The 22,976-nt window shown below is 71.2% G+C and carries 18 protein-coding genes; 13 read left to right on the top strand and 5 right to left on the bottom strand.

What is annotated here, in order from left to right; translation table 11 throughout:
- Positions 1 to 151: 151 nt before the first annotated feature.
- Both OHA84_RS23075 and OHA84_RS23070 read left to right on the top strand, forming a co-directional pair.
- On the top strand, positions 152 to 1,816 hold the full coding sequence (locus tag OHA84_RS23075; RefSeq protein ID WP_266949588.1) for a fumarate hydratase: 1,665 nt from the start codon (positions 152 to 154) through the stop codon (positions 1,814 to 1,816).
- Positions 1,817 to 2,103: 287 nt separating this feature from the next.
- Entirely contained in the window at positions 2,104 to 2,865 is a 762-nt protein-coding gene (locus OHA84_RS23070) for a glycerophosphodiester phosphodiesterase (RefSeq protein ID WP_266949586.1), read from the top strand.
- A gap of 61 nt (positions 2,866 to 2,926) precedes the next feature.
- Here OHA84_RS23070 and OHA84_RS23065 read toward each other — a convergent pair whose 3' ends face one another.
- Positions 2,927 to 4,450 (bottom strand): ricin-type beta-trefoil lectin domain protein, encoded by a 1,524-nt coding sequence (locus OHA84_RS23065; protein WP_053677049.1) that lies wholly within the window; start codon positions 4,448 to 4,450, stop codon positions 2,927 to 2,929.
- A gap of 107 nt (positions 4,451 to 4,557) precedes the next feature.
- Between OHA84_RS23065 and OHA84_RS23060 the strand changes: the two genes are divergently transcribed.
- The 4 genes from OHA84_RS23060 (at position 4,558) to OHA84_RS23045 (ending at position 10,815) form a co-directional block, all read left to right on the top strand.
- Positions 4,558 to 5,973 (top strand): aspartate ammonia-lyase, encoded by a 1,416-nt coding sequence (locus OHA84_RS23060; protein ID WP_266949584.1) that lies wholly within the window; start codon positions 4,558 to 4,560, stop codon positions 5,971 to 5,973.
- A 103-nt stretch (positions 5,974 to 6,076) separates the two neighbouring features.
- The gene (locus tag OHA84_RS23055; RefSeq protein WP_266949582.1) at positions 6,077 to 6,796 is read left to right on the top strand and encodes a DUF402 domain-containing protein; all 720 of its coding nucleotides are present in this window, start codon (positions 6,077 to 6,079) and stop codon (positions 6,794 to 6,796) included.
- Between the two features lie 252 nt (positions 6,797 to 7,048).
- Entirely contained in the window at positions 7,049 to 9,298 is a 2,250-nt protein-coding gene (locus OHA84_RS23050) for a SpoIIE family protein phosphatase (RefSeq protein WP_053677046.1), read from the top strand.
- Positions 9,299 to 9,348: 50 nt separating this feature from the next.
- A complete protein-coding gene (locus OHA84_RS23045) occupies positions 9,349 to 10,815 on the top strand; it encodes a catalase (RefSeq protein ID WP_053677045.1) in 1,467 nt (488 codons plus the stop codon).
- An 87-nt stretch (positions 10,816 to 10,902) separates the two neighbouring features.
- On the opposite strand, the gene OHA84_RS23040 is transcribed toward OHA84_RS23045, so the two are convergent.
- The gene (locus tag OHA84_RS23040; RefSeq protein WP_266969960.1) at positions 10,903 to 13,200 is read right to left on the bottom strand and encodes a transglycosylase domain-containing protein; all 2,298 of its coding nucleotides are present in this window, start codon (positions 13,198 to 13,200) and stop codon (positions 10,903 to 10,905) included.
- 243 nt (positions 13,201 to 13,443) lie between these two features.
- Here OHA84_RS23040 and OHA84_RS23035 point away from each other — a divergent pair, with 243 nt between their 5' ends.
- The 5 genes from OHA84_RS23035 (at position 13,444) to OHA84_RS23015 (ending at position 18,496) form a co-directional block, all read left to right on the top strand.
- Entirely contained in the window at positions 13,444 to 14,400 is a 957-nt protein-coding gene (locus tag OHA84_RS23035; protein WP_053677043.1) for an SPFH domain-containing protein, read from the top strand.
- A gap of 245 nt (positions 14,401 to 14,645) precedes the next feature.
- Positions 14,646 to 14,828: a hypothetical protein gene (locus OHA84_RS23030; protein WP_266973992.1), complete on the top strand. Its 183-nt coding sequence runs from the start codon at positions 14,646 to 14,648 to the stop codon at positions 14,826 to 14,828.
- A gap of 127 nt (positions 14,829 to 14,955) precedes the next feature.
- Complete coding sequence (locus OHA84_RS23025; protein WP_053677042.1) at positions 14,956 to 15,480, top strand: PadR family transcriptional regulator; 525 nt, start codon at positions 14,956 to 14,958, stop codon at positions 15,478 to 15,480.
- Entirely contained in the window at positions 15,477 to 16,163 is a 687-nt protein-coding gene (locus OHA84_RS23020) for an ABC transporter ATP-binding protein (RefSeq protein WP_266969963.1), read from the top strand. The genes OHA84_RS23025 and OHA84_RS23020 overlap by 4 nt, the downstream gene beginning before the upstream one ends.
- Positions 16,160 to 18,496, top strand: coding sequence for an ABC transporter permease (locus OHA84_RS23015; protein WP_266969965.1), 2,337 nt, complete (start codon positions 16,160 to 16,162; stop codon positions 18,494 to 18,496). Before OHA84_RS23020 ends, OHA84_RS23015 begins: the two co-directional genes overlap by 4 nt.
- A gap of 69 nt (positions 18,497 to 18,565) precedes the next feature.
- On the opposite strand, the gene OHA84_RS23010 is transcribed toward OHA84_RS23015, so the two are convergent.
- A complete protein-coding gene (locus OHA84_RS23010; RefSeq protein ID WP_053677039.1) occupies positions 18,566 to 19,513 on the bottom strand; it encodes a hydrogen peroxide-inducible genes activator in 948 nt (315 codons plus the stop codon).
- 135 nt (positions 19,514 to 19,648) lie between these two features.
- On the opposite strand from OHA84_RS23010, the gene OHA84_RS23005 reads away from it, so the two are divergent.
- Entirely contained in the window at positions 19,649 to 20,203 is a 555-nt protein-coding gene (locus tag OHA84_RS23005; RefSeq protein WP_053677038.1) for a peroxiredoxin, read from the top strand.
- 3 nt (positions 20,204 to 20,206) lie between these two features.
- Complete coding sequence (locus OHA84_RS23000) at positions 20,207 to 20,743, top strand: alkyl hydroperoxide reductase (RefSeq protein ID WP_053677037.1); 537 nt, start codon at positions 20,207 to 20,209, stop codon at positions 20,741 to 20,743.
- A gap of 69 nt (positions 20,744 to 20,812) precedes the next feature.
- On the opposite strand, the gene OHA84_RS22995 is transcribed toward OHA84_RS23000, so the two are convergent.
- Complete coding sequence (locus tag OHA84_RS22995) at positions 20,813 to 21,493, bottom strand: hypothetical protein (protein WP_266969969.1); 681 nt, start codon at positions 21,491 to 21,493, stop codon at positions 20,813 to 20,815.
- A gap of 42 nt (positions 21,494 to 21,535) precedes the next feature.
- Positions 21,536 to 22,891, bottom strand: coding sequence for an AI-2E family transporter (locus OHA84_RS22990; protein WP_266969971.1), 1,356 nt, complete (start codon positions 22,889 to 22,891; stop codon positions 21,536 to 21,538).
- Positions 22,892 to 22,976: the final 85 nt, after the last annotated feature.

Genomic DNA, 22,976 nt, shown 5'->3' with positions numbered 1-22,976 from the left:
ATAGCGAGACACGATAGATCGCGATACTCCCCGTCACCCGTCCAGTGAGCCTTACCTCACAAGCGCCGCCCGGGACGGAGGTCCTACGCTGGTAAGCCGCGCTGCCAATTGGTCGCCAGCGCCGTCTGCCGAGTGAGGAATGACTGCCGTCATGCCAGAGTTTGCGTACACCGACCTGTTGCCCCTGGGCGAGGACACCACCCCCTACCGGTTGGTGACGGCGGAGGGCGTCTCGACCTTCGAGGCCGACGGCCGTACGTTCCTCAAGGTCGAGCCGGAGGCGCTGCGCAAGCTCGCCGAAGAGGCGATCCACGACATCCAGCACTTCCTGCGTCCCGCGCACCTCGCGCAGCTGCGCCGGATCATCGACGACCCCGAGGCCTCCGCGAACGACAAGTTCGTGGCGCTGGACCTGCTGAAGAACGCGAACATCGCGGCGGCCGGCGTCCTGCCGATGTGCCAGGACACGGGCACGGCGATCGTCATGGGCAAGCGCGGTCAGAACGTGCTCACCGAGGGCGGTGACGAGGCGGCCCTGTCGCGCGGCATCTACGACGCGTACACCCGCCTGAACCTGCGCTACTCGCAGATGGCCCCGCTCACCATGTGGGAGGAGAAGAACACCGGCTCGAACCTGCCCGCGCAGATCGAGCTGTACGCGACGGACGGCGGCGCGTACAAGTTCCTCTTCATGGCGAAGGGCGGCGGCAGCGCCAACAAGTCCTTCCTCTACCAGGAGACCAAGGCGGTCCTCAACGAGGCCTCCATGATGAAGTTCCTGGAGGAGAAGATCCGTTCGCTCGGCACGGCGGCCTGCCCGCCCTACCACCTGGCGATCGTGGTCGGCGGCACGTCGGCGGAGCACGCGCTCAAGACGGCGAAGTACGCCTCCGCGCACTACCTGGACGAGCTGCCGCGCGAGGGTTCCCCGCTGGGCCACGGCTTCCGCGACGAGGCCCTGGAGCAACAGGTCTTCGAGCTGACCCAGAAGATCGGCATCGGCGCGCAGTTCGGCGGCAAGTACTTCTGCCACGACGTGCGCGTGGTGCGCCTGCCGCGCCACGGCGCCTCGCTGCCCGTCGCCATCGCCGTGTCCTGCTCGGCCGACCGCCAGGCCACCGCGAAGATCACCGCCGAGGGGGTCTTCCTGGAGCAGCTGGAGACCGACCCGGCGCGCTTCCTGCCCGAGACGACGGACGATCACCTCGACGACGCGGCGGACGTGGTGTCGATCGACCTGAACCGGCCGATGGACGAGATCCTGGCGACGCTGACCCGGCACCCGGTCAAGACCCGCCTGTCCCTGACCGGACCGCTGGTCGTGGCGCGCGACATCGCCCACGCCAAGATCAAGGAACTGCTGGACACCGGTGCGGAGATGCCGCAGTACCTGAAGGACCACCCGGTCTACTACGCGGGCCCCGCCAAGACCCCCGAGGGCTACGCCTCCGGCTCCTTCGGCCCGACCACGGCCGGCCGCATGGACTCCTACGTCGAGCAGTTCCAGGCGGCGGGCGGCTCCAAGGTCATGCTGGCCAAGGGCAACCGCTCGCAGCAGGTGACGGACGCCTGTGGCACGCACGGCGGCTTCTACCTGGGTTCGATCGGCGGCCCGGCGGCGCGGCTGGCCCAGGACTGCATCAAGAAGGTCGAGGTCCTGGAGTACGAGGAGCTCGGCATGGAGGCGGTCTGGCGGATCGAGGTCGAGGACTTCCCGGCGTTCATCGTCGTGGACGACAAGGGCAACGACTTCTTCCAGAATCCGGCCCCGGAGCCGACGTTCACCCACATCCCGGTCCGCGGCCCGGGTCTGTGACACGCCGGTCCACGTGACCCGGACCGGGACGCGCACCGGTTCGTGACGCCCCGTGAGGGCCCTTCCGCCGCCCGGTGGAGGGGCCCTCACGCGTGTCCGCCGACCGCGGAAGGGCGCCCGGGGGCCCGTGCACGGCCCCCGGCCCCCTTCGCATCGGTCGCGCCGGGCGGGTTCGACGTCACTCGCCCGCCGCTGCCGCCGATCAGGCCCTGAGCCGGCGCGTCCGGTTAACGTCGGGGTGACAGGGACGCACCGCCCCGTTCACCCCGGTTCGCAAGGATCTCCGCATGACCGCGACACCCTCGCCCCGCGCCGTACGCGTGATCGCCCACCGCGGGGCCTCCCACGAGCACCCCGAGCACACCCTGGCCGCCTACCGGCAGGCCGTGGAGGACGGCGCGGACGCGCTCGAATGCGATGTCCGGCTCACCGCCGACCACAGGCTGGTCTGTGTGCACGACCGGCGCGTGGAGCGGACCTCCGACGGGCGCGGGGTGGTCTCCGCTATGACGTACGAGGAGCTGCTCGCCCTCGACTTCGGGGCGTGGAAGGGGTCCGGGCACGCCGGCGCCCGGGTGCTGCTCTTCGAGGACCTGCTGAGGGAGGCCCTGGCCGCGCCGCGGCCGGTAGGGCTCGCGGTCGAGACGAAGCACCCGTCGCGCGCGGGCGGCCGGCTGGAGGCCGAGCTGGTGCGCGTGCTCCGGGAGTACGGGCTGGCCGACGGGTCCGCCGGCCGCGTCGAGGTGATGAGCTTCTCCCGCACCGCGCTGACCCGGCTGCACCGGCTGGCCCCGGGGCTGCCCGCCGTGTACCTGATGGAACGCCGGCTGCGGCCGGTGCGCCCGCCGTACGCCACGCACGCGGGCCCGGGCATCGAGCTGGTACGCCGCTCCCCGTGGCTGGTGGGGCGGTTGAAGGAGAAGGGGCTGTCGGTACGGGTGTGGACCGTGGACGAGCCGGAGGACGTGGAGCTGTGCGTGCGGCTCGGCGTGGACGCGCTCATCACCAACCGGCCGCGGGACGTGCGCAAGCTGCTGCGGGACATGTGACACCCGGCCGGGGTGCGCCGGCCGGGTGTGGGGGGTGAACGGGGTGGGTGGTGCGGGGCGGTTACGCGAAGCGCTGGTTCGCCGAGCCGTCGCAGGTCCGCAGGCGCAGCTGCTCGTGGGCGGCGGCCACGGTCAGGCACATGCCGGGCGCGGCCGCGGGGCGCAGGGTGGCGCCGTCGCGGACGAACTGCTGGTTGGCGCCGCCGTGGCAGTTCCACAGGATCAGGCCGGTGCCGTTGCCGTAGGCGCCGCCCGGGGCGTCCACGCAGCGGTCCTGGGTCAGCTCGACGTGGAGGGCCTTGCGGGCGGTGTCGTACCACCAGCCCTGGTTGCGACCGCCGTGGCAGTCCCAGGCCACCACCTTGGTGTTGTTGGCGCTCGCGCCGCCGTTGGAGTCCAGGCAGTTGCCGGTCGCCTCGTTCCTCAGCGGCTTGTACAGGTCGTCCCAGGCCCCGGCCTGGAGGACCGGGGTGCCGGTGCTCGCGGGGTCGGCGCAGGAGGCCTCGCGCAGGCCCGAGGTGTAGAGCTGGGTCAGGCAGGAGGCGAAGGCGCCGTGCCCGCGGTAGTTGGGGTGGAAGGACTGTCGGGCGGTGTTCTCGTCCCACGGGAAGTGGTCCCCGAGGTCGAGGTAGAGGCCGCGGGCCCAGGCGTCCTCCATGCACACCTCGTGGCCGTGGAAGAGACGGGAGTTGTCCAGGTAGGTGGCGCCGGAGGCGAGGGCGGCGGCCCGCATGCCCTTCTCGAAGGCGGGTACCGCGTAGTTTCGGCCCCAGGTGGCGTCGGAGTCGTAGCCGGCGCAGCCGCCGGGGAGCTTGCCGGGGAAGTTCGGGTTGTCGTTGAAGTCGGGGCCGATCGGGCTGGGGTAGCCCATCACGACGAGCTTGTAGTCGGTGTCGGCGTAGCCCGCGTCGCGCATGACCGTCTTGAGGTCGGCGACGGTGGCTTCCACCTTGGGCTTCAGGCCGTCGACGCGCGCCTGCCAGCCGGGGCCGTACTTGGGTTCGCAGGTGCCCTGGATCAGCACCCAGCGGGTGACGCAGTCGGTCATGACGGGGCCGAACTGGAGGTCGTCGTTGGCTCCCGCGACCAACAGCACCATTTTGATCTTCGTGTTGCGGGCCTTGACGGCGAGGTTGTCGCTCTGCACGAGTTCGTCGGCGTACTGCTTGCTGCCGCCGATCCTGATGTTTCCCGTGTAGCCGCCGGAGCAGGCGACGTTGAAGGTCAGGTCGGCGGGGATGCCGGTGCGGTGGATCGCGGAGTCCGGCGAGCGGTGGCACTGGTTGTTCGGGGTGTTGGTCGCGGGGTCGTAGGTGCCGACGCCCTCGCCCGAGATCTCGCTGTCGCCGAGCGAGATCAGGCCGGTCTTGCGCTCCGCGAGCGGGCGGATGGCAGAGTCACCGTAGATCTTGGTCGCCTCGGCGGCCCGGATCGCCTCCAGTTCGGGCGAGAGTGGGGTGACGGCGGCGACGGGCGCCGCCTGGGCCAGGGGGGTGACGGCGCCGACGCCGCCGAGGGCGGCCGCCATCGCCGCGACCGCGACGACGGTACATCTGAGCATGGGTCTGGTACGCGCACGTGCCATGAACGCCTCCCCGAGATCGGTGTTACCCCCGGTATTTACTGGCCGGTAGATGACTTGGGAACAGTTCGAACAAGACAATTGCTCAACTTTTTGAGGAGGCCATGGAAATGACAGAGGACCAGCAGGCCGCAGGAACACCCGGCGCGTTCCGGATCGAGCACGACTCCATGGGCGAGGTACGGGTCCCCGCCCACGCGAAGTGGCGGGCCCAGACCCAGCGCGCGGTGGAGAACTTCCCGATCTCGGGGCAGCGCCTGGAGCACGCCCACATCGCCGCACTGGCCCGGATCAAGGCCGCCGCCGCCGTGGTGAACGCCCGGCTCGGGGTCCTGGACGCGGATGTGGCCGAGGCCGTCCGGTCCGCCGCCGAGGAGGTCGCGGACGGGCGTTGGGACGAGCACTTCCCGGTGGACGTGTTCCAGACCGGATCCGGCACCTCGTCGAACATGAACGCCAACGAGGTGATCGCCACCCTCGCCGGCGAACGCCTCGGCCGCCCGGTCCACCCGAACGACCACGTCAACGCCTCGCAGAGCTCCAACGACGTGTTCCCGTCCTCCATCCACATCGCCGCGACCGCCGCCGTCATCGGTGAGCTGATCCCGTCCCTGGAGCACCTCGCCGACGCGATGGAGCGCAAGTCCGCCGAGTTCGTCGCGGTGGTCAAGGCCGGCCGCACCCACCTGATGGACGCCACCCCGGTCACGCTCGGCCAGGAGTTCGGCGGATACGCCGTCCAGATCCGCTACGGCGTCGAGCGGTTGCGCGCCGCGCTGCCGCGACTGGCCGAACTCCCCCTGGGCGGAACGGCCGTGGGCACCGGCATCAACACGCCGCCCGGGTTCTCCGCAGCCGTGATCGCGGAGGTGGCCGAGGCGACCGGACTGCCGCTGACCGAGGCGCGGGACCACTTCGAGGCCCAGGGCGCCCGGGACGCGCTGGTGGAGACGTCCGGAATGCTCCGCACGATCGCGGTCTCGCTCACCAAGATTTCCAACGATCTGCGCTGGATGGCCTCCGGACCGCGCACGGGATTGGCCGAAATCAATCTCCCGGATCTGCAACCGGGGTCCTCGATCATGCCCGGAAAGGTCAATCCGGTGATCCCGGAGGCCGTCCTCATGGTCGCCGCACAGGTGATGGGCAACGACACCGCGGTCGCCGTCGCGGGCGCCGCCGGCAACTTCGAGCTCAATGTGATGCTCCCGGTGATGGCCCGGAACCTGCTCGAATCGATCCGCCTGCTCGGCAACGCGAGCCGGCTTCTCGCCGACCGGACGGTGGACGGGATCACCGCGAACTCCGAGCGGGCCAGGGAGTACGCCGAATCCTCGCCCTCGGTGGTGACCCCCCTGAACCGCTACATCGGCTACGAGGAGGCGGCCAAGGTGGCGAAGCGGTCGCTGGCGGAACGGAAGACGATCAGGGAGGTCGTGCTGGACGAGGGTTACGTCGAACGCGGCGCGTTGACCCTCGCCCAGTTGGACGAGGCGCTGGACGTCCTGCGGATGACCCGGCCCTGAAATCGCCCCCCGCCGGGGGCCGGATTCGGTCGTTTCCCGTCCCCGGGCACCTCCGTGACCTGCGTCGCGTCGCGCGTGCGGACCTCAGCCCTAAGATCTGCGCATGACAGGTATCGGAGGCCGCCGGGGCGGCGTGGCGCGCGGCGGGACGCACGACGGGGCCCGGGGCTCGCACTGGGCGCCCGGTGAGCAGATCCTCTGGCGCTACCGCGACCACGCCCCGGGGCCCGCGGGTCGGGTCCACATCTGTCGGCCCGTGACGGTGGTGCGGGACACCGACGAGTTGCTGGCCGTGTGGATGGCCCCCGGCACCGAGTGCGTGAAGCCGGTGCTGGCCGACGGCACCCCGATCCACGCGGAGCCCCTCGCCACCCGGTACACCGCGCCGCGCACCACCGCCCGGTCGCACTGGTCCGGCGCCGGGGTGCTGAAGTTGGCCCGCCCCGGGGACCCGTGGTCGGTGTGGCTGTTCTGGGAGCGGGGCTGGCGCTTCAAGAACTGGTACGTGAACCTGGAGGAACCGCGGACCCGCTGGGCCGGCGGGGTGGACTCCGTGGACCACTTCCTGGACATCGCCGTGGCCCCGGACCGCAGTTGGAAGTGGCTGGACGAGGACGAGTTCGCGCAGGCGCGGCGGAGCGGGCTGCTGGCTCCCGAGCGGGCGCGCGAGGTGGAGGCGGCGGGCCTGGCGGCCGTGGAGCTCATCAAGGAATGGGGGGCGCCGTTCTCCTCAGGATGGGAGAAGTGGAGGCCGGATCCGGCCTGGAGGGTGCCGGTTCTCCCCGGGGACTGGGACCGCACCCCGGCGCATATGACCTCATGAGACCCTTGATGCGCCCCCGGGGTTCAACCGTAGGATCGTCCTCCGCCGGGTCGTCTGCGGCGTTGCCGCCAGGCTGTACATCCGTAATTGACGTGCCGTACACGGGACTTGACCGGAGATCAACGCTGGGCGAGAGGTAACGAGCGGGACGCGGAACCGCGGGGCGGTGGTGCCCCTGCCGCTGAGCGGGTATACCGCGACTGACCGATTGAGTGCAGCGCACATCGAGCGCAAACGGACGGAATTCCACGCGTGACGGAGTACCCCACCTCCCAGGAGGGCCCGCAGCCCGTCGCCTCCGGCGGAGGTACGGACGATGCCGGCCACGGCAAGGCCGCCGTCGCGGCCACCGAGGCCGTACGCACGCATGCGCAAGGTCCGGGTTCGGAGCGCGGTGCCCCCGCGTCCGCCTCGGCCGGCGAACTTCCCCGGCCGCGCACCGCGGCCGCCTCACCGGCGGACGTGCCGGCCGGCGGGGAGCCGGGTCAGGGCGGCGCCCGGACCCGGGACGGCGAGGCCGCCCGCAACGCGGCCGCCGCGGCGCAGGACCGCGCGCCCGAACCGATCCGCCCCCGGGGCGGGGAGGACCGGATCACGCACGGCGCCCGGCCGGGCAGCCGCCCCGACCCCACCGCCCCGACCGGCGACCTCGACGGCGCACCGGCCGACGAGGTCCAGGTGGACGGTGTGGGCGGCGGCGCGGGCCGGCACGGCGGCGGCCCGATCTCCGGCGCGGAGACCGGCACGGCCCGCAGGGAGGGCGACCGGCTGCGCTTCGTCGGTGCGGCCACCCGCCGGATCGCCCGGGGCATCGACCTCGACGAGATCGTGCTGGGCCTGTGCCGGGCCACCGTGCCGACGTTCTCGGACGCGATCCTCGTCTATCTGCGCGACCCGCTGCCGGTGGGCGACGAGCGCCCCGTCGGACCGGTCGTTTTAAGGCTTCGGCGCACCGACCGGCTCCGGCCGCTCGACGATCTGACCGGGGGCGATCCCGCCGGGGCCGCGGGGGCCGCCGGCGAGCTCGACTTCAGCCAGATGACCCTGGTCGGCCCGCAGGGCGACCTGCCGGCGGCCGAGTTGTGCGAGATCCGGCCGGGCGGGGCGCTCGCCGAGGTGCTGCGCGGCGTACGGCCGGTCTTCGGATCGGCCGCAGGAGCCAAGGACGCCCTCCCGGAGCTGCTCGGGGCCGACCATCCCGTCCCGCGCGGTCAGCGGGCCATCCTGGCCCCGCTGCGGGGCCGCCGGCGCGTGATCGGCGCGGCGGTGTTCCTGCGCACCCCCGACCGGCCCGCCTTCGAGACGAACGACCTGCTGGTCGCGGCCCAACTGGCGACCCACACCGCGCTCGGCATCGACAAGGCGGTGCTGTACGGCCGTGAGGCGTACATCGCCGACGAGCTCCAGCGCACCATGCTCCCGGACAGCCTCCCCCAGCCCACCGGGGTCCGGCTGGCCTCCCGCTATCTGCCCGCCGCCGAGACGGCCCGGGTCGGCGGCGACTGGTACGACGCCATACCGCTGCCCGGCAGCCGGGTCGCGCTGGTCGTCGGCGACGTCATGGGGCATTCCATGACCTCCGCCGCGATCATGGGCCAGCTGCGCACCACGGCGCAGACCCTGGCGCAGCTCGACCTGCCGCCCGCCGAGGTCCTGCACCACCTGGACGAGCAGGCGCAGCGGCTCGGCTCCGATCGGATGGCGACCTGCCTGTACGCGGTCTACGACCCCGTCTCGCACCGGATCACCATCGCCAACGCCGGCCACCCGCCGCCCGTCCTGCTCCACCTGGGCGGTCGCGCCGAGGTGCTCCGGGTGCCGCCGGGCGCCCCGATCGGCGTGGGCGGCGTCGACTTCGAGGCCGTGGAGCTGGACGCCCCGGCCGGGGCCACCCTGCTGCTGTACACCGACGGGCTGGTCGAGTCCCGGCTGCGCGACGTGTGGACGGGCATCGAGCAGCTCCGCGAGCGGCTGGCGACGACCGCCCAGCTGACGGGCCTGGACCACCCGCCGCCGCTGGAGGCGCTGTGCGACGACGTCCTGGACATGCTCGGCCCTGGCGACCGGGACGACGACATCGCGCTGCTCGCGGCCCGTTTCGAGGGGATCGCGCCCAGTGACGTCGCGTACTGGTTCCTGGACCCGGAGGAGACCGCGCCGGGCCGGGCCCGCCGGTTCGCCCGCCGGGCGCTGACCCGGTGGGGTCTGGAGGAGCTGAGCGATTCGCTGGAACTGCTGGTCAGCGAGGTGGTCACCAATGCCGTGCGGTACGCCGAGCGGCCGGTGACCCTGCGGCTGCTGCGGACGGACGTGTTGCGCTGCGAGGTCGGCGACGACTCCCCGCAGCTGCCGCGCCAGCGTCGGGCCCGGGACACCGACGAGGGCGGTCGGGGCCTGTTCCTGGTCAATCGGATGGCCCGCCGCTGGGGTGCGACGCGGCTGAGCAGTGGAAAGGTGGTGTGGTTCGAGCTCCCGTTGCCGGGGGCGCATGATCGGCGTTGACTGGGCAGGTGAATGCGTGCGACCCAACCGACCCCTACGGGAGGACGCTCGTGACCCAGGACGCGCAGAAGATTCCGTACACGACGAACAACGTCGGGATTCCGGTGGAGAGCGACGAGCACTCGCTCACCGTGAGTCCGGACGGCCCGATCCTGCTCCAGGACCACTATCTGATCGAGAAGATGGCCCAGTTCAATCGGGAACGGGTCCCCGAGCGGGTGGTGCACGCCAAGGGCGCGGGCGCGTACGGCGTCTTCCAGGTGACCAACGACGTCAGCCAGTTCACCAAGGCCGACCTCTTCCAACCGGGCCGCAGGACCGAGATGCTGGCCCGCTTCTCGACCGTCGCGGGCGAGCAGGGCTCCCCCGACACCTGGCGGGACCCGCGCGGTTTCGCCCTGAAGTTCTATACCGAGCACGGCAACTACGACATGGTCGGGAACAACACCCCGGTGTTCTTCGTCCGTGACCCGAGCAAGTTCCAGGACTTCATCCGCTCGCAGAAGCGCCGGCCGGACAACGGTCTGCGCGACCACGACATGCAGTGGGACTTCTGGACCCTGTCCCCGGAGTCCGCGCACCAGGTGGCCATCCTGATGGGCGACCGGGGCATCCCGAGGAACTACCGCACGATGGACGGCTTCAGCTCGCACACCTACCTGTGGGTGAACGCGGGCGGCGAGAAGTTCTGGGTGAAGTACCACTTCAAGACGGACCAGGGCAACGAGTTCCTGACGCAGGAGGAGGCGGACCGGCTGGCGGGCGAGGACCCCGACTACCACCGGCGCGACCTCTTCGACGCCATCGCGGGCGGCAGTGCCCCGACGTGGACGATGCACGTGCAGGTCATGCCCTTCGAGGACGCCCCGGGCTACCGGTTCAACCCGTTCGACCTGACCAAGGTGTGGCCGCACGGCGACTACCCGCTGATCGAGGTCGGCCGGATGACGCTGGACAAGAACCCGGACGACTACTTCATCCACATCGAGCAGGCGGCCTTCGAACCGTCGAACCTGGTCCCGGGCATCGGCCCGTCGCCCGACAAGATGCTGCTGGGCCGGCTGTTCTCGTACCCGGACACGCACCGCTACCGGATCGGGGCGAACTACACGCAGCTCCCGCCGAACCGGGCCCGGTCGCTGGTCTCCTCGTACGCCAAGGACGGCGCGATGCGCTTCGAGGCGTCGGCGGCGGCGCGCCCGTACGCCCCGAACTCCTACGGCGGCCCGGCCGCGGACACGGCCCGCTTCGGCGAGCCGGCGGGCTGGGCGACGTCCGGCGAGATGGTCCGCGAGGCGTACACGCCGCGCTCCGAGGACGACGACTGGGGCCAGCCGGGCACGATGGTGCGGGAGGTCTTCGACGACGCGGCGCGCGAGCGCCTCGTCTCGAACGTCGCCGGGCACCTGCTGGACGGGGTGAGTCCCCCGGTGCTGGAGCGTGCCCTGCAGTACTGGCGCAACATCGACAAGGCGACCGGCGACCGGATCGCGGCGAAGGTCCGGGACGGCGGCTGAGGTCCCGCGCCCGACCCGGTACGACACAGGACCGCCCCGCGGCGTGCTCGCCGCGGGGCGGTCCTGTGTCGTGGGCTCCGGCGGTCCCTACTCCTGCGGGTCGGGAGCCGGGGGGAAGAGCGGGGACCTGGTCGGGTCCGGACTCTTGGTCGGGTTCGACTTCGTCGGATCGGGAGAGTTCGACGGCTTCGTGGTGCTCTTCGTCGGATCCGGCTTGTGCGAGCTCGTCGACGGCTTCGGCGGGGTGGAGCTCTTGCTGGGGGTGGTGCTCGGGGAGCTGGACGACTGGCTCGGCGTGATGGACGGGGAGCTGGTGCGCGGCGGGGCTTCCACCGTGCCCATCTCGGCGTCCGGCAGGCTGAACTCGTCGGTGCTCTGGCCCTTGAGCGCGGCCAGCGTGTAGGCGCGCCAGATCTCGGCCGGGAAGCTGGAGCCACCCGCGCGGCCCTTGCCGGCGGTGCCGGTCAGGGTGACCTGCTTGTGGCTGCTGGGCTCCTCGCCGAACATCGCGACGACCGTGACGAGCTCCGGGGTGTACCCGGTGAACCAGGCGGCGACGTTGGACTCGGTGGTGCCGGTCTTGCCCGCGGCTTCGTAGGCGGAGCTCTTGACCACTTCGCCGGAGCCGTCGTTGACCACGCCGGTGAGCACCTTGGTGACGGTGTCGGCGGTCTTGCGGGTGAGGACCTGGCTGCCGACCGCGCCGGCCGGCTTGAAGTCGGAGTCCTTGTGCTCGGCCGACTTCACGATGGTCGGGGTGATCTTCTTGCCGTGGTTGCCGAGGGTGGCGTAGACGCCGGCCATCTCGACGGTGTTGGCGCTCATGGTGCCGAGCGACATGGCGGGCTTGTCGGCGGGCCAGCCGTCGCGGTCGACCATGCCGAGGGCCAGCGCCTGCTTCTTCACCTTCTCCGGCTTGGTGTCCACGATCATCTGGGCGTAGACGGAGTTGACGGAGGCGTTGGTGGCCTTCTGGACCGTGAGCATCGGGTCGCCGTAGTCGCGCTCGTCCTGGTTCTGCGGGGCGAACGGGATGTCGCTGCCGACGACCGGGCGCTTGCTGGTTCCGTCGTAGAGGGCGTTGGGGGTGATCTCCTTGCCCTCCTGCGTCCGCGCGCCGGTCTCCAGGGCCGTCGCGAGCACGATGGGCTTGAAGGTCGAGCCGGGCTGGAAGTCGGTGCGCAGGGCGTTGCTCTCGTACTTCTCGGAGAGGCCCGTGCCGCCGTACATCGCCACGATCGCGCCGGTCTTGGCGTCCACCGAGGTGGCGCCGGCCTGGACGCTCTGGTCCTGGGGGCGGCCCTTGGTGTCCTTGCGATCGAGCTTGGACTCCAGCTCGTCGGCGACCGCCTTCTCCATCGCGGCCTGCTTCTTCTTGTCGATGTTCAGCCGGAACGTCCAGCCGCCCGCCGCGATGGCGGCCTCGTCGATGCCCTGGCGGTCGAGTTCCTTCTTGGCCGCCTCGACGAAGTAGCCCTTCTGGCCGTCCATGCCCGGGGCGGGCTTGGGCTTGATGGGCTCCTGGAACTTCATGGTCTTGCGCTTGGCGGGGTCCAGCTTGCCCATCTCGACCATGTTGTCGAGGACGGCGTTGAAGCGGATCATGACCAGCCGCTTGCCGTTGGGTCCGGCGGTCGCCCAGTCGTACTGGCTGGGGGCCTGGATGACGGCGGCGAGGTAGGCGCCCTGCTCCAGCGTCAGCTTGTCGGTGTCGACGCCGTAGTAGGCCTGTGAGGCGGCCTGGATGCCGTAGGCGTTGCGGCCGTAGAAGTTGGTGTTCAGGTAGCCGAGGAGGATCTCGTCCTTCTTCATGCGCTGGTCGACCTTCAGAGCGATGATCAGCTCTCGGGCCTTGCGCGTCGCCGACTGGTCCTGGGTGAGGTAGTAGTTCTTGACGTACTGCTGGGTGATCGTCGAACCGCCGGCCTTGCCCTTGCCGGTGACCGTGTTGAACAGGCCTCGGGCGACACCCATCACGTCGACGCCCTGGTCCTCGTAGAAGGACTTGTTCTCGATCGCGATGAAGGCCGTGCGCACCTGCTCCGGGATCTTGTCGATCCCGACCTTCTCGCGGTTCGTCTTGCCCGTGCGGGCCATGATCGAGCCGTCGGAGTACTCGTAGGTGTTGCTCTGGAGTTCAGCCTGCTCGTTGGCCTTGTCCGGCGGTTCCACCATGTAGTAGAGGACGACCAGGGCGCCCATCATGAGCAGGACCAGCCCGAAGAAGTACCCGAGGATCTTCTTCCAGGTGAAGAAGCGGCGTATGCCGGAGGGCTTGCCCGCCGGCTTTCGGCCCGCCTTGCCCGCGCGCCCGTTGGAGCGCCCGCTCGGTGCTTTCCGCGCTCCGCGCTGCTGCTGCGCCCGTCGCGCTTCTGCTCGGCCCATCGCTCCCGCTCCGCTCGATTACCCCCCCGACGTCAGCTCAGAAAACTAACACCGCAGGCTGTAACAAAGGTCGACTAACCCTGATCAATACCGGTCAATTCGGACGTGACAATCAGCACCCACGCCAATGGAACCGACGCACATAAGACCGCAAGGGTTGCGGTGTACGCAAAAAGTGATATCACTTTGCTAGGCGTTCTGGCCGAACAGGTCCGGACACGGCATGACAAACGGGGGCATTACATGAGCAGCACATCGGCTTCTCCCGACACCGGGAACACCACGGACACCAGGCGTGCGACGACCGCATCGGCAAGCCCCACAAGGGAGTTCGCGGCGCGCAGCGTCGGCGGCGGAGCGGCCCTGCTGCTCGGACTGGTCGGAGTCCTCGTCGGGGCCGGCCTCATCGCGGGCGGCGCGATCGTCGCCGCGACGGCGGCCAAGGCCGTACTGATCACGCTCGGCGTGCTGCTGATCCCCGCCTCGATCATCGCCATGTGCGGGCTGAACACGGTGGCCCCGGGCGAGGCCCGGGTCGTCCAGCTCTTCGGCCGCTACCGGGGGACCGTCCGGACCGACGGGCTGCGCTGGGTCAACCCGCTGACCTCCCGCAGGAAGATCTCCACCCGGGTCCGCAACCACGAGACGGCCGTCCTGAAGGTGAACGACGCGTACGGCAATCCGATCGAGCTGGCGGCGGTCGTGGTGTGGCGGGTGGAGGACACCGCGCGCGCGGTCTTCGAGGTCGAGGACTTCACGGAGTTCGTGGAGACGCAGACCGAGGCCGCGGTCCGGCACATCGCGATCGAGTACCCCTACGACTCGCACGACGAGGGCGGGCTGTCGCTGCGCGGCAACGCCGAGGCGATCACCGAGGAACTCGCGGTGGAACTGGCGACCCGGGTCGAGGCGGCGGGCGTGCACATCATCGAGTCCCGGTTCACGCATCTCGCGTACGCTCCGGAGATCGCCTCCGCGATGCTCCAGCGCCAGCAGGCGGGCGCCGTCGTGGCGGCCCGCAAGCAGATCGTCGAGGGCGCGGTGGGCATGGTGGAACTCGCCCTGACCCGCCTGGCCGAGGAGGACATCGTGGACCTGGACCCGGAACGCAAGGCCTCCATGGTCTCCAACCTGATGGTCGTCCTGTGCGGTGATCGCGCGGCGCAGCCCGTCATCAACACGGGCACCCTCTATCAGTGAGCCCCATCCGCGGCACGCACCCCGACCCCGCCGCCGGGCCCGGCGGGGAGCCCGGCCGCCGACCCGGCACCCGGCCCGCCGCGCAGCCCGGCACATCGTCCGGCGCCGCCGCGCAGTCCGCCCCGCAGTCCGGCGGGGCGGTGGCCGGGGGCTCCGACAGCAGGTCCGGCGGGGCGTCCGACGCCCCGTCGGCGCGGGGCACCGAACGCACGGCGCGGGCCGCGCGCCAGGCCCGCAAGCAGGTCCTGCTGCGGCTGGACCCGCAGGTGTATGACGCGCTGGCGCGCTGGGCCGGCGAGGAGCTGCGCAGCGCCAACGCGCAGATCGAGTTCCTGCTCCGACGGGCCCTGGCCGACTCCGGCCGGCTGCCGGGCGGGGCGGCGCCGATTCCGCCGCGCGGCCGCCCCCGCACCTCCTCCGATTCCTGATCCCCGACCCCTGACACGGACGGAATCCTCCCCACCGAACCCGTCCTGAGCAGGCAGAACACCGATCCGGCGAGCTATGCACGGGAGGTATACACAGCGCGTATACCTCCCGTGTATAGTCGCCGCCATGTCCATCGGTCACACCCTTCTGGGTCTACTGGAAGCCGGCCCCCGGCACGGCTACGACCTCAAACGCGCCTTCGACGAGAAGTTCGGCCACGACCGCCCCCTCGCCTACGGGCAGGTCTACTCGACCATGTCCCGGCTCCTCAAGAACGGCCTCGTCGAGGTCGACGGGATAGAGGCCGGCGGCGGTCCCGACCGCAAGCGGTACGCCATCACCGACGCCGGGATCACCGACGTCGAGACCTGGCTCGCCCAGCCCGAGAAGCCCGAGCCGTACCTCCAGTCCACCCTGTACACCAAGGTCGTACTGGCCCTGCTCACGGGCCGCGGCGCGCAGGACCTGCTGGACGCCCAGCGCTCCGAGCACCTGCGGCTCATGCGCCTGCTGACCACCCGCAAGCGCAAGGGCGACCTCGCCGACCAACTCGTCTGCGACCACGCCCTCTTCCACCTCGAAGCGGACCTGCGGTGGCTCGAACTCACCGCCGCCCGGCTCGACCAGCTCGGTCAGGAGATACGCCGATGACCCCGGCCGGCACCCTGCTGTGCGCCACGGACCTGCGCAAGGCCTACGGGTCCGCCAAGGCCCTCGACGGCGCGGAGTTCTCCATCCACCCCGGCGAGGTCGTCGCCGTCATGGGGCCCTCCGGCTCCGGCAAGTCGACGCTGCTGCACTGTCTCGCCGGCATCGTGGCGCCCGACTCCGGCACCGTCACCTACGCCGGCCGCGAGCTGTCCGCGATGAACGACTCCGAGCGCAGCGCCCTGCGTCGCGGCGAGTTCGGCTTCGTCTTCCAGTTCGGACAGCTCGTGCCGGAACTCACCTGCGTGGAGAACGTCGCCCTCCCCTTGCGCCTGGCCGGCGTGAAGCGCAAGGAGGCCGAGCGGACCGCCCTCGGCTGGATGGAGCGGCTCCAGGTCGACGACCTGGGGGCCAAGCGGCCCGGCGAGATCTCCGGCGGCCAGGGGCAGCGCGTGGCCGTGGCCCGCGCCCTGGTCACCCGGCCCCGCGTCATCTTCGCGGACGAGCCGACCGGCGCCCTGGACTCCCTCAACGGCGAACTGGTCATGCAGCTGCTCACCGAGGCCGCCCGCTCCGCCAACGCGGCCGTCGTCCTCGTCACGCACGAGACCCGGGTGGCCGCCTACTCCGACCGGGAGATCGTCGTCCGCGACGGCAGGTCCCGCGACATGGAGCGCATCGTATGAACACGCTCCGCACCTGGTACCGCGACCTGGCCATGGGCGTGCGGTTCGCCCTGGGCGGCGGCCGCGAGGGCTGGACCCGGACCCTGCTCACCGGCGTGGGCGTGGGCCTGGGCGTCGCGCTGCTGCTGATCAGCACCGCCGTCCCCGGCGCGCTCACCGCCCGTGACGAGCGGGCCGACGCCCGGTCCACGACGACCGCGCCGACGGCCGCCGCCCCCGGCCGGGACACCCTCCTGACCGCCGCCGCCCGGCAGACCTACCACGGGCAGGACATCGAAGGCAGCCTTCTCCGGGCCGAGGGCCCGGACGCGCCCGTCCCGCCGGGCCTGAAGCGGATCCCCGCCCCGGGCGAACTCGCCGTCTCCCCCGCCCTGGACAAGCTGATGAAGTCCGCCGACGGCGCCCTCCTCAGGGAGCGCCTGGACGGACGGATCGGCGAGGTCGTCGGCGACGCGGGCCTGACCGGGCCCGGCGAACTCCTCTTCTACCTGGGCAGCGACCAGCTCCGGACCGACGGCGAAGCCGGCTACCGCGTGGAGCGCGTCACCGGCTTCGCGAACGACGCGGGCGGACGGGCACTCGATCCCGTGTTGATGCTCATGGTCGTGCTCACCTTCGTCGCCCTGCTGACACCGGTCGCCGTCCTCATCGCCGCCGCCGTCCGCTTCGGCGGCGAGCGTCGCGACCGCCGGCTCGCCGCGCTCCGCCTGGTCGGCGCCGACAGCCGCGCGGTGCGACGGATCGCCGCGGGCGAGGCGCTCGCCGGATCCGTGCTCGGGCTGGGCTTCGGTGTCGGCTTCTTCCTGATCGGCCGGCGCCTGGTCGGCAATCTGACCCTGGAACAGCGCAGCGTCTTCCCCGCCGACCTCGACCCGACGCCGTGGTTGGCGGGCCTCGTCGCCGTCGCGGTGCCTGCGGCGGCCGTCGCGGTGACCCTGTTCGCCCTGCGCGGCGTGGTGATCGAACCGCTGGGTGTCGTCCGTACGGCCAAGCCGGCCAAGCGGCGCGTCTGGTGGCGGCTGCTGCTGCCGCTCGGCGGACTCGGCCTGCTCACCCCGCTGACGGGACGTGGCTCCGAACACGGGCAGTTCAACCAGTGGCAGGTCAGCGGCGGCGTGGTGCTCTTGCTCGTCGGGATCACCGCACTCCTGCCCTGGGTACTGGAACGCGTCGTCGGCGGGACGCCCGGCGGCCCGGTCTCCTGGCAACTCGCCGTGCGCCGGCTGCAGATCAGCAGCGGGACGGCCGCCCGCCTCGTCAACGGCATCGCCGTGGCGGTCGCCGGGGCCATCGCCCTGCAGATGCTCTTCTCGGGTGTCGAGGGCGAGTACCGCAACGAGACCGGCCAGGACCCGACCCGGGCCGCCGTGTCGATCCTGCTGCCCAGCGGCGGCGAGCACCGGCTGGACGCCCTCGCCGCCGAGATCGACGGCACCGACGGCATCACCCGCACCGTGCCGCTGGCCTCGTTCAACGCCGCGCACCAGGTCCCGGCGGACGACACCATCGCGGTGACCGTCGGCGGTTGCGAGGCGCTCAGGGAGATCGCGGAGCTCGGCGCGTGCAAGGACGGCGACGCCTTCGTGCTCGACGGCCCCGTCGCCGAGGGCACCGCCAAGGCCGGCGACCAGCTCCTCGCCGGCAATGTCATGGGGTTCAAGGGGGGCCCGTTCGAGCACAAGGAGGCCGTCAAGTGGGCCTTCCCGGCCGACGCGCGCACCGTCCTCTCCCGTGAGGACCCCAACGGGACCCGGCGCACCGGCCTGATGGTGACTCCGTCGGCGGCGCCCAAGGACCTGGGCTTCGACCAGTCCGCGCAGATCTTCCTCCAGCTGGACGAGTCGGTGCCGGACGGGTTGGAGCGGGCCCGCACGGCCGCATTCAAGGCCGACCCGTTCGCCACGGCCATGACCCTGAAGTCGACGACCACCGTGGCCGGTTACTCCTCGATCCGCACCGGGCTCTTCTTCGGCGCGACCGGCGTCCTGATCCTCATCGGGGCGAGCATGCTCGTCTCCCAACTGGAGCAGTTGCGCGAACGGAAGAAGCTGCTGTCCTCCCTCGTGGCGTTCGGCACCAGGCGCTCCACGCTGAGCCTGTCGGTGCTCTGGCAGACGGCCCTGCCCATCGGCGTCGGTCTGGCGCTGGCGATCGGGGTGGGCGTCGGGCTGGGCTCGGTACTGATCCGGATGGCCGGCCGGCCCGTCGGGATCGACTGGGGTCCGGTGCTGGCGATGGCGGGCGTGGGAGCGGGCGTGGTCGTGGTGGTGACCCTGCTCAGCCTGCCGCCGCTGCTGCGGATGATGCGCCCGGACGGGCTGCGCACGGAGTGACGCGCGGCGGATGACCCGCCCGAGGCGACCGGGCCCGAGGCCGTACGACCGCCCCCGCGACCGACCGGATCAGTCGGTCGGCCAGACGGGGAGCGGGCGTACGGCTTCGCGCAGCGCGGCGCCGATCGCCTTGAACTCCTCCTGTCGGGCGGTGCCCGTCCGCATGGCCAGCGCGATCCGCCGGGAGGGGGCCGGCTCGGCGAAGTACCCGGTGGCGAGGTACTCGTTGCGCGTGGTCTCCAACCGCAGCGCGGTACGCGGCAACAGCGTCACCCCCAGTCCCCCGGCGACCAGTTGTACGAGCGTGGACAGTCCGGCGGCGGTGGTGGTGACGTCCGCGCCCGCCGTGCGGCCCGCCTCCCGGCAGATGTCGAGGGCCTGGTCGCGCAGGCAGTGGCCTTCGTCGAGCAACAGCAGTTGCAGGCCGCGCAGTTCATCGCGCGGGATGTCGCGGCGCCCGGCGAGCGGGTGCTCGCGGGGGGCGAGGAGCACGAAGTCCTCGTCGAAGAGCGGCAGTTCGCTGACCCCGGGCACCCCGAGCGGCACCGCGAGCAGCAGCAGGTCCAGCCGCCCGCCGGCCAGTCCCTCCAGCAGCGAGGCCGTCTGCTCCTCGTGGACCTGGAGATCCATCCGGGGGTAGCGCCGGTGGAAGAGCCCGAGCACGGTCGGCAGCAGGTACGGGGCCACCGTGGGGATCACCCCGAGCCGCAGGACGCCGGTGAACGGGGCCCGTACGGCCTCGGCCTCCTCCAGCAGCCCGCCCATGGCGTCGAGCACGCCCCGGGCGCGCACCGCGATCCGCTCCCCCGCCGGGGAGAGCAGCACCTTGCGGGTGGTGCGCTCCAGCAGTTGCACCCCGAGCGCCTCCTCCAGCGCGGAGACGGCTCCGGACAGGGCGGGCTGGCTCATGCCGATGGCGGCGGCCGCGTCCCGGAAGTGCAGATGCTCCGCCACGGCCACGAACGCGCGCAGCTGCGCGAGCGTCGCCTGTTTGAGTCCCCTATTACCGACAGCCACTGATAGGCACCTCCGATCACCAGACACAAGAGTAGCTATTTCCGTAATCAATGCAGCTGTGCCAGCATGTGAGATCCGTCCAACCCCTTCGGAAAGCCCCCAAAAGGGTCACTTTCCCGTTTGCAAGGAGAGCACGTGCTCACTGTCGGTGACAAGTTCCCCAGCTACGATCTGACCGCTTGCGTCTCGCTCGAAGCCGGCAGCGAGTTCGCCCAGATCGACCACAAGTCCTACGAGGGCAAGTGGCGCGTGGTGTTCTTCTGGCCGAAGGACTTCACCTTCGTCTGCCCGACCGAGATCGCCGCCTTCGGCAAGCTGAACGAGGAGTTCCAGGACCGCGACGCGCAGGTCCTCGGCGTCTCCGGCGACTCCGAGTTCGTCCACCACGCCTGGCGCAAGGACCACGCCGACCTGCGTGACCTGCCCTTCCCGATGCTGGCCGACTCCAAGCACGAGCTCATGCAGGCCTGTGGCGTACAGGGCGAGGACGGCTTCGCGCAGCGCGCCGTCTTCATCGTCGACCAGAACAACGAGATCCAGTTCACGATGGTGACCGCCGGTTCCGTGGGCCGTAACCCCAAGGAGGTCCTGCGGGTCCTCGACGCCCTGCAGACCGACGAGCTGTGCCCCTGCAACTGGAACAAGGGCGAGGGCACCCTGGACGCCCCCGCGCTGCTGGCCGGTGAGTGACGGATGTCCCTCGACTCCCTGAAGTCCGCCATACCGGACTTCGCCAAGGACCTGAAGCTGAACCTCGGTTCGGTCATCGGCAACAGCGACCTCCCGCAGCAGCAGCTGTGGGGCACGGTCCTGTCCTGCGCGATCGCCGCCCGCTCCCCGCGCGTCCTGCGCGAGCTGGAGCCCGAGGCGAAGGCGGCCCTGTCGCCGGAGGCGTACACCGCCGCCAAGTCCGCCGCCGCGATCATGGCGATGAACAACGTCTTCTACCGCACCCGTCACCTGCTGTCGGACCCGGAGTACGGCACCCTGCGCGCCGGCCTGCGGATGAACGTCATCGGCAACCCGGGTGTGGAGAAGGTCGACTTCGAGCTGTGGTCGCTCGCGGTCTCCGCGATCAACGGCTGTGGCCAGTGCCTCGACTCGCACGAGCAGGTGCTGCGCAAGGCCGGTGTCGACCGTGACACGATCCAGGAGGCTTTCAAGATCGCCTCGGTGATCCAGGCCGTCGCGGTCACCCTCGACGCCGAAGCGGCCCTCGCCGCCGAGTAGTACTCCGCGTCCGCGCGGAAGGGGCCCCCGCAGCCGTCACCGGTTGCGGGGGCCCCGTCGTTCACCCGTTCACTCGCGCAGCCGGGTCGTCAGCGCCCGCATGTCCTCGATCATCGCCGTGTGGACCGCGTCCTCGTCCACGAGGTCCCTGTCCACGTTCCACTCCACGCGGAGCGTGAAGACCACGCCGCCGTCCAGCACCGCCAGTTGGGCGTCCGTGCCCGGTTGCCGCCTGAGCAGCGCCCGTTCCCCGAGGCCGGGCACCTCCTCCACGTCCGAGGCGCCCGTGCGGCGGGGATCCAGTCCGGGCCGGGCCTCGAACTCCGGCCGGGGATCGCTCTTCTTGTGCCGCTCGACCATGACCTCGACCCCGTACCAGGGCCGGCCCTCGGTGTACCCGCCCGTCGCGCGGCAGTAGGACCAGTCGAGTGCGGGACTCGTCTCCTTGCCCGGCCACGTCATGTCGAAGGCCGTGCCGTTGATCGTGCCGAGCGCCTTCAGGGGCGCCTGCGAGCAGAGGTCGTCGACGTGCCGGTAGGCGATCCCCGGAGCCGGGACGGAACGATTCTGCACGACCAGGGTCCCGCCCCACACCGCCGAGGCCAGCACCGCCCCGCCCAGCACCCACAGCCACCGTGAACGCGGTCCTCGCCCCGACGCGCGCGCCGCCCCGGGCTCCGCGGCGGGTTCCGCCGTCTCCGCCACCCGGTCCGTGCGCCACTCGCCGTCCAGTTCCGGCTCGCCGATCACCCGTCGCCCCTCTCCCCGCCCCCGGCCGGCGCCGCGGCGCCGTCAGACCCGCTGCTCACCCTGGCTCGTCTCCCCCGGCGTGCGCGGCGACGCGTCCAGCGCGGTGGCCCCGTGCGGGGCGGGCCCCACCTCGGCCATGCCCGGGTAGAGTTGCTCGCGCGAGTACGCCTTGAGGAAGCCGACCACCGTGTTGGTGACGGCGACCAGCGGAACGGCGACCACCGCTCCGCCGATGCCCGCGATCATCCCGCCGGCGGCCACGGACAGCACCACCGCGAGCGGGTGCACCCGTACCGCCCGACCCAGGATGAAGGGCTGGAGCACGTGGCCCTCGATCTGCTGCACGGCGAGCACCACGGCCAGCACCATCAGCGCGATGAACGGCCCCTGGGTCACCAGGGCCACGACCACCGCGAGGGCGCCGGAGATCACGGCTCCGACGAGCGGGATGAAGGCGAACAGGAAGATGAACACGGCCAGCGGTACGGCCATCGTGACGTCGAGGAAGTACAGGCCGAGGCCGATGAACACGGCGTCGATGAGCGCCACGAGGACGGTGCCCCGTACGTACGCGGTCAGCGTGCGCCAGGCGCGCGGACCGGCGCCGGCCATGCCGGGACGGGCGGCGGCCGGTACCAGGCCGAGCACCCAGGTCCAGATCCGCTTGCCGTCGTAGAGCAGGAAGAGCGTCGAGAACATCGCGAGCAGCATGCCCGTCAGCACCTCGACGAGCACCGTCACGCCTTGCAGTCCGGCGGAGGTGATCTCCTCGGTGTTGGTGCCGATGGTGTCGGTGAGGTTCTTCGCGATGTCGTTGATCTGCTTCTCGGTCACGTGGAACGGACTGTCCAGTGCCCAGACCTTGAGTTCGTTGATGCCGTCGCGGACCCGGTCGGAGAGGTCGTCGAGGTTCTCCATGACCTGCCAGACCACGAACCAGCCGACCAGCCCGATGACCACGAATCCGAGGATCGCCGTCACGGCGGTGGCGAGGCCCCGCGGCAGCCCGAGCCGGCGCAGCCGGACGACGAAGGGCTGGAGCAGGGCGGTGACGAGCAGGGCCGCGGCGAAGGCGAGGACGACGAGGCGGACCTCACTGATCACCTTCATCAGGACCCAGAGCATCCCGGCGAGCAGCAGCAGCCGCCAACTGGCCTCCGCGGCCACGCGCATGCCCCAGGGGATGACGGTCACCGGGTCGGGGCGCACCCGCCGGCCGGACGCGTCGCGGACGGGGCCGGTGCTTCCCGGGGGCGGGAGCGGCGTCGGGGAGGCCTGGGCCACCGGTCGGTCGTCGGAGGTCTCCGCCTCGACCTCGGCCCGCCGTTCGTCGAGGCGAGCCTCCACCTGGCTGAGCTTTCTCCCGACCCGGCCGAGCCAGCCTGCCCTCTTCGACATGTCTTTCCTTTCCCCCCGCCCGTGAACACACCTCGAAGACCGTACACGCGAGGAGCCCCGCACCGTAGGACGGTGCGGGGCTCCC

This window comes from Streptomyces sp. NBC_00513 (genome assembly GCF_041431415.1).
Taxonomy (GTDB): domain Bacteria; phylum Actinomycetota; class Actinomycetes; order Streptomycetales; family Streptomycetaceae; genus Streptomyces.
This window is presented reverse-complemented; position numbering and strand designations above follow the sequence as displayed.

Coding starts and splice junctions, on each gene's coding strand:
- OHA84_RS23070 (WP_266949586.1), top strand. CDS start 2,104: ATGACCGCGACACCCTCGCCCCGCGCCGTACGCGTGATCGCCCACCGC.
- OHA84_RS23025 (WP_053677042.1), top strand. CDS start 14,956: ATGTCCATCGGTCACACCCTTCTGGGTCTACTGGAAGCCGGCCCCCGG.
- OHA84_RS23015 (WP_266969965.1), top strand. CDS start 16,160: ATGAACACGCTCCGCACCTGGTACCGCGACCTGGCCATGGGCGTGCGG.
- OHA84_RS22990 (WP_266969971.1), bottom strand. CDS start 22,891: ATGTCGAAGAGGGCAGGCTGGCTCGGCCGGGTCGGGAGAAAGCTCAGC.
- OHA84_RS23020 (WP_266969963.1), top strand. CDS start 15,477: ATGACCCCGGCCGGCACCCTGCTGTGCGCCACGGACCTGCGCAAGGCC.
- OHA84_RS23065 (WP_053677049.1), bottom strand. CDS start 4,450: ATGGCACGTGCGCGTACCAGACCCATGCTCAGATGTACCGTCGTCGCG.
- OHA84_RS23040 (WP_266969960.1), bottom strand. CDS start 13,200: ATGGGCCGAGCAGAAGCGCGACGGGCGCAGCAGCAGCGCGGAGCGCGG.
- OHA84_RS23060 (WP_266949584.1), top strand. CDS start 4,558: ATGACAGAGGACCAGCAGGCCGCAGGAACACCCGGCGCGTTCCGGATC.
- OHA84_RS23000 (WP_053677037.1), top strand. CDS start 20,207: ATGTCCCTCGACTCCCTGAAGTCCGCCATACCGGACTTCGCCAAGGAC.
- OHA84_RS23035 (WP_053677043.1), top strand. CDS start 13,444: ATGAGCAGCACATCGGCTTCTCCCGACACCGGGAACACCACGGACACC.
- OHA84_RS23055 (WP_266949582.1), top strand. CDS start 6,077: ATGACAGGTATCGGAGGCCGCCGGGGCGGCGTGGCGCGCGGCGGGACG.
- OHA84_RS23075 (WP_266949588.1), top strand. CDS start 152: ATGCCAGAGTTTGCGTACACCGACCTGTTGCCCCTGGGCGAGGACACC.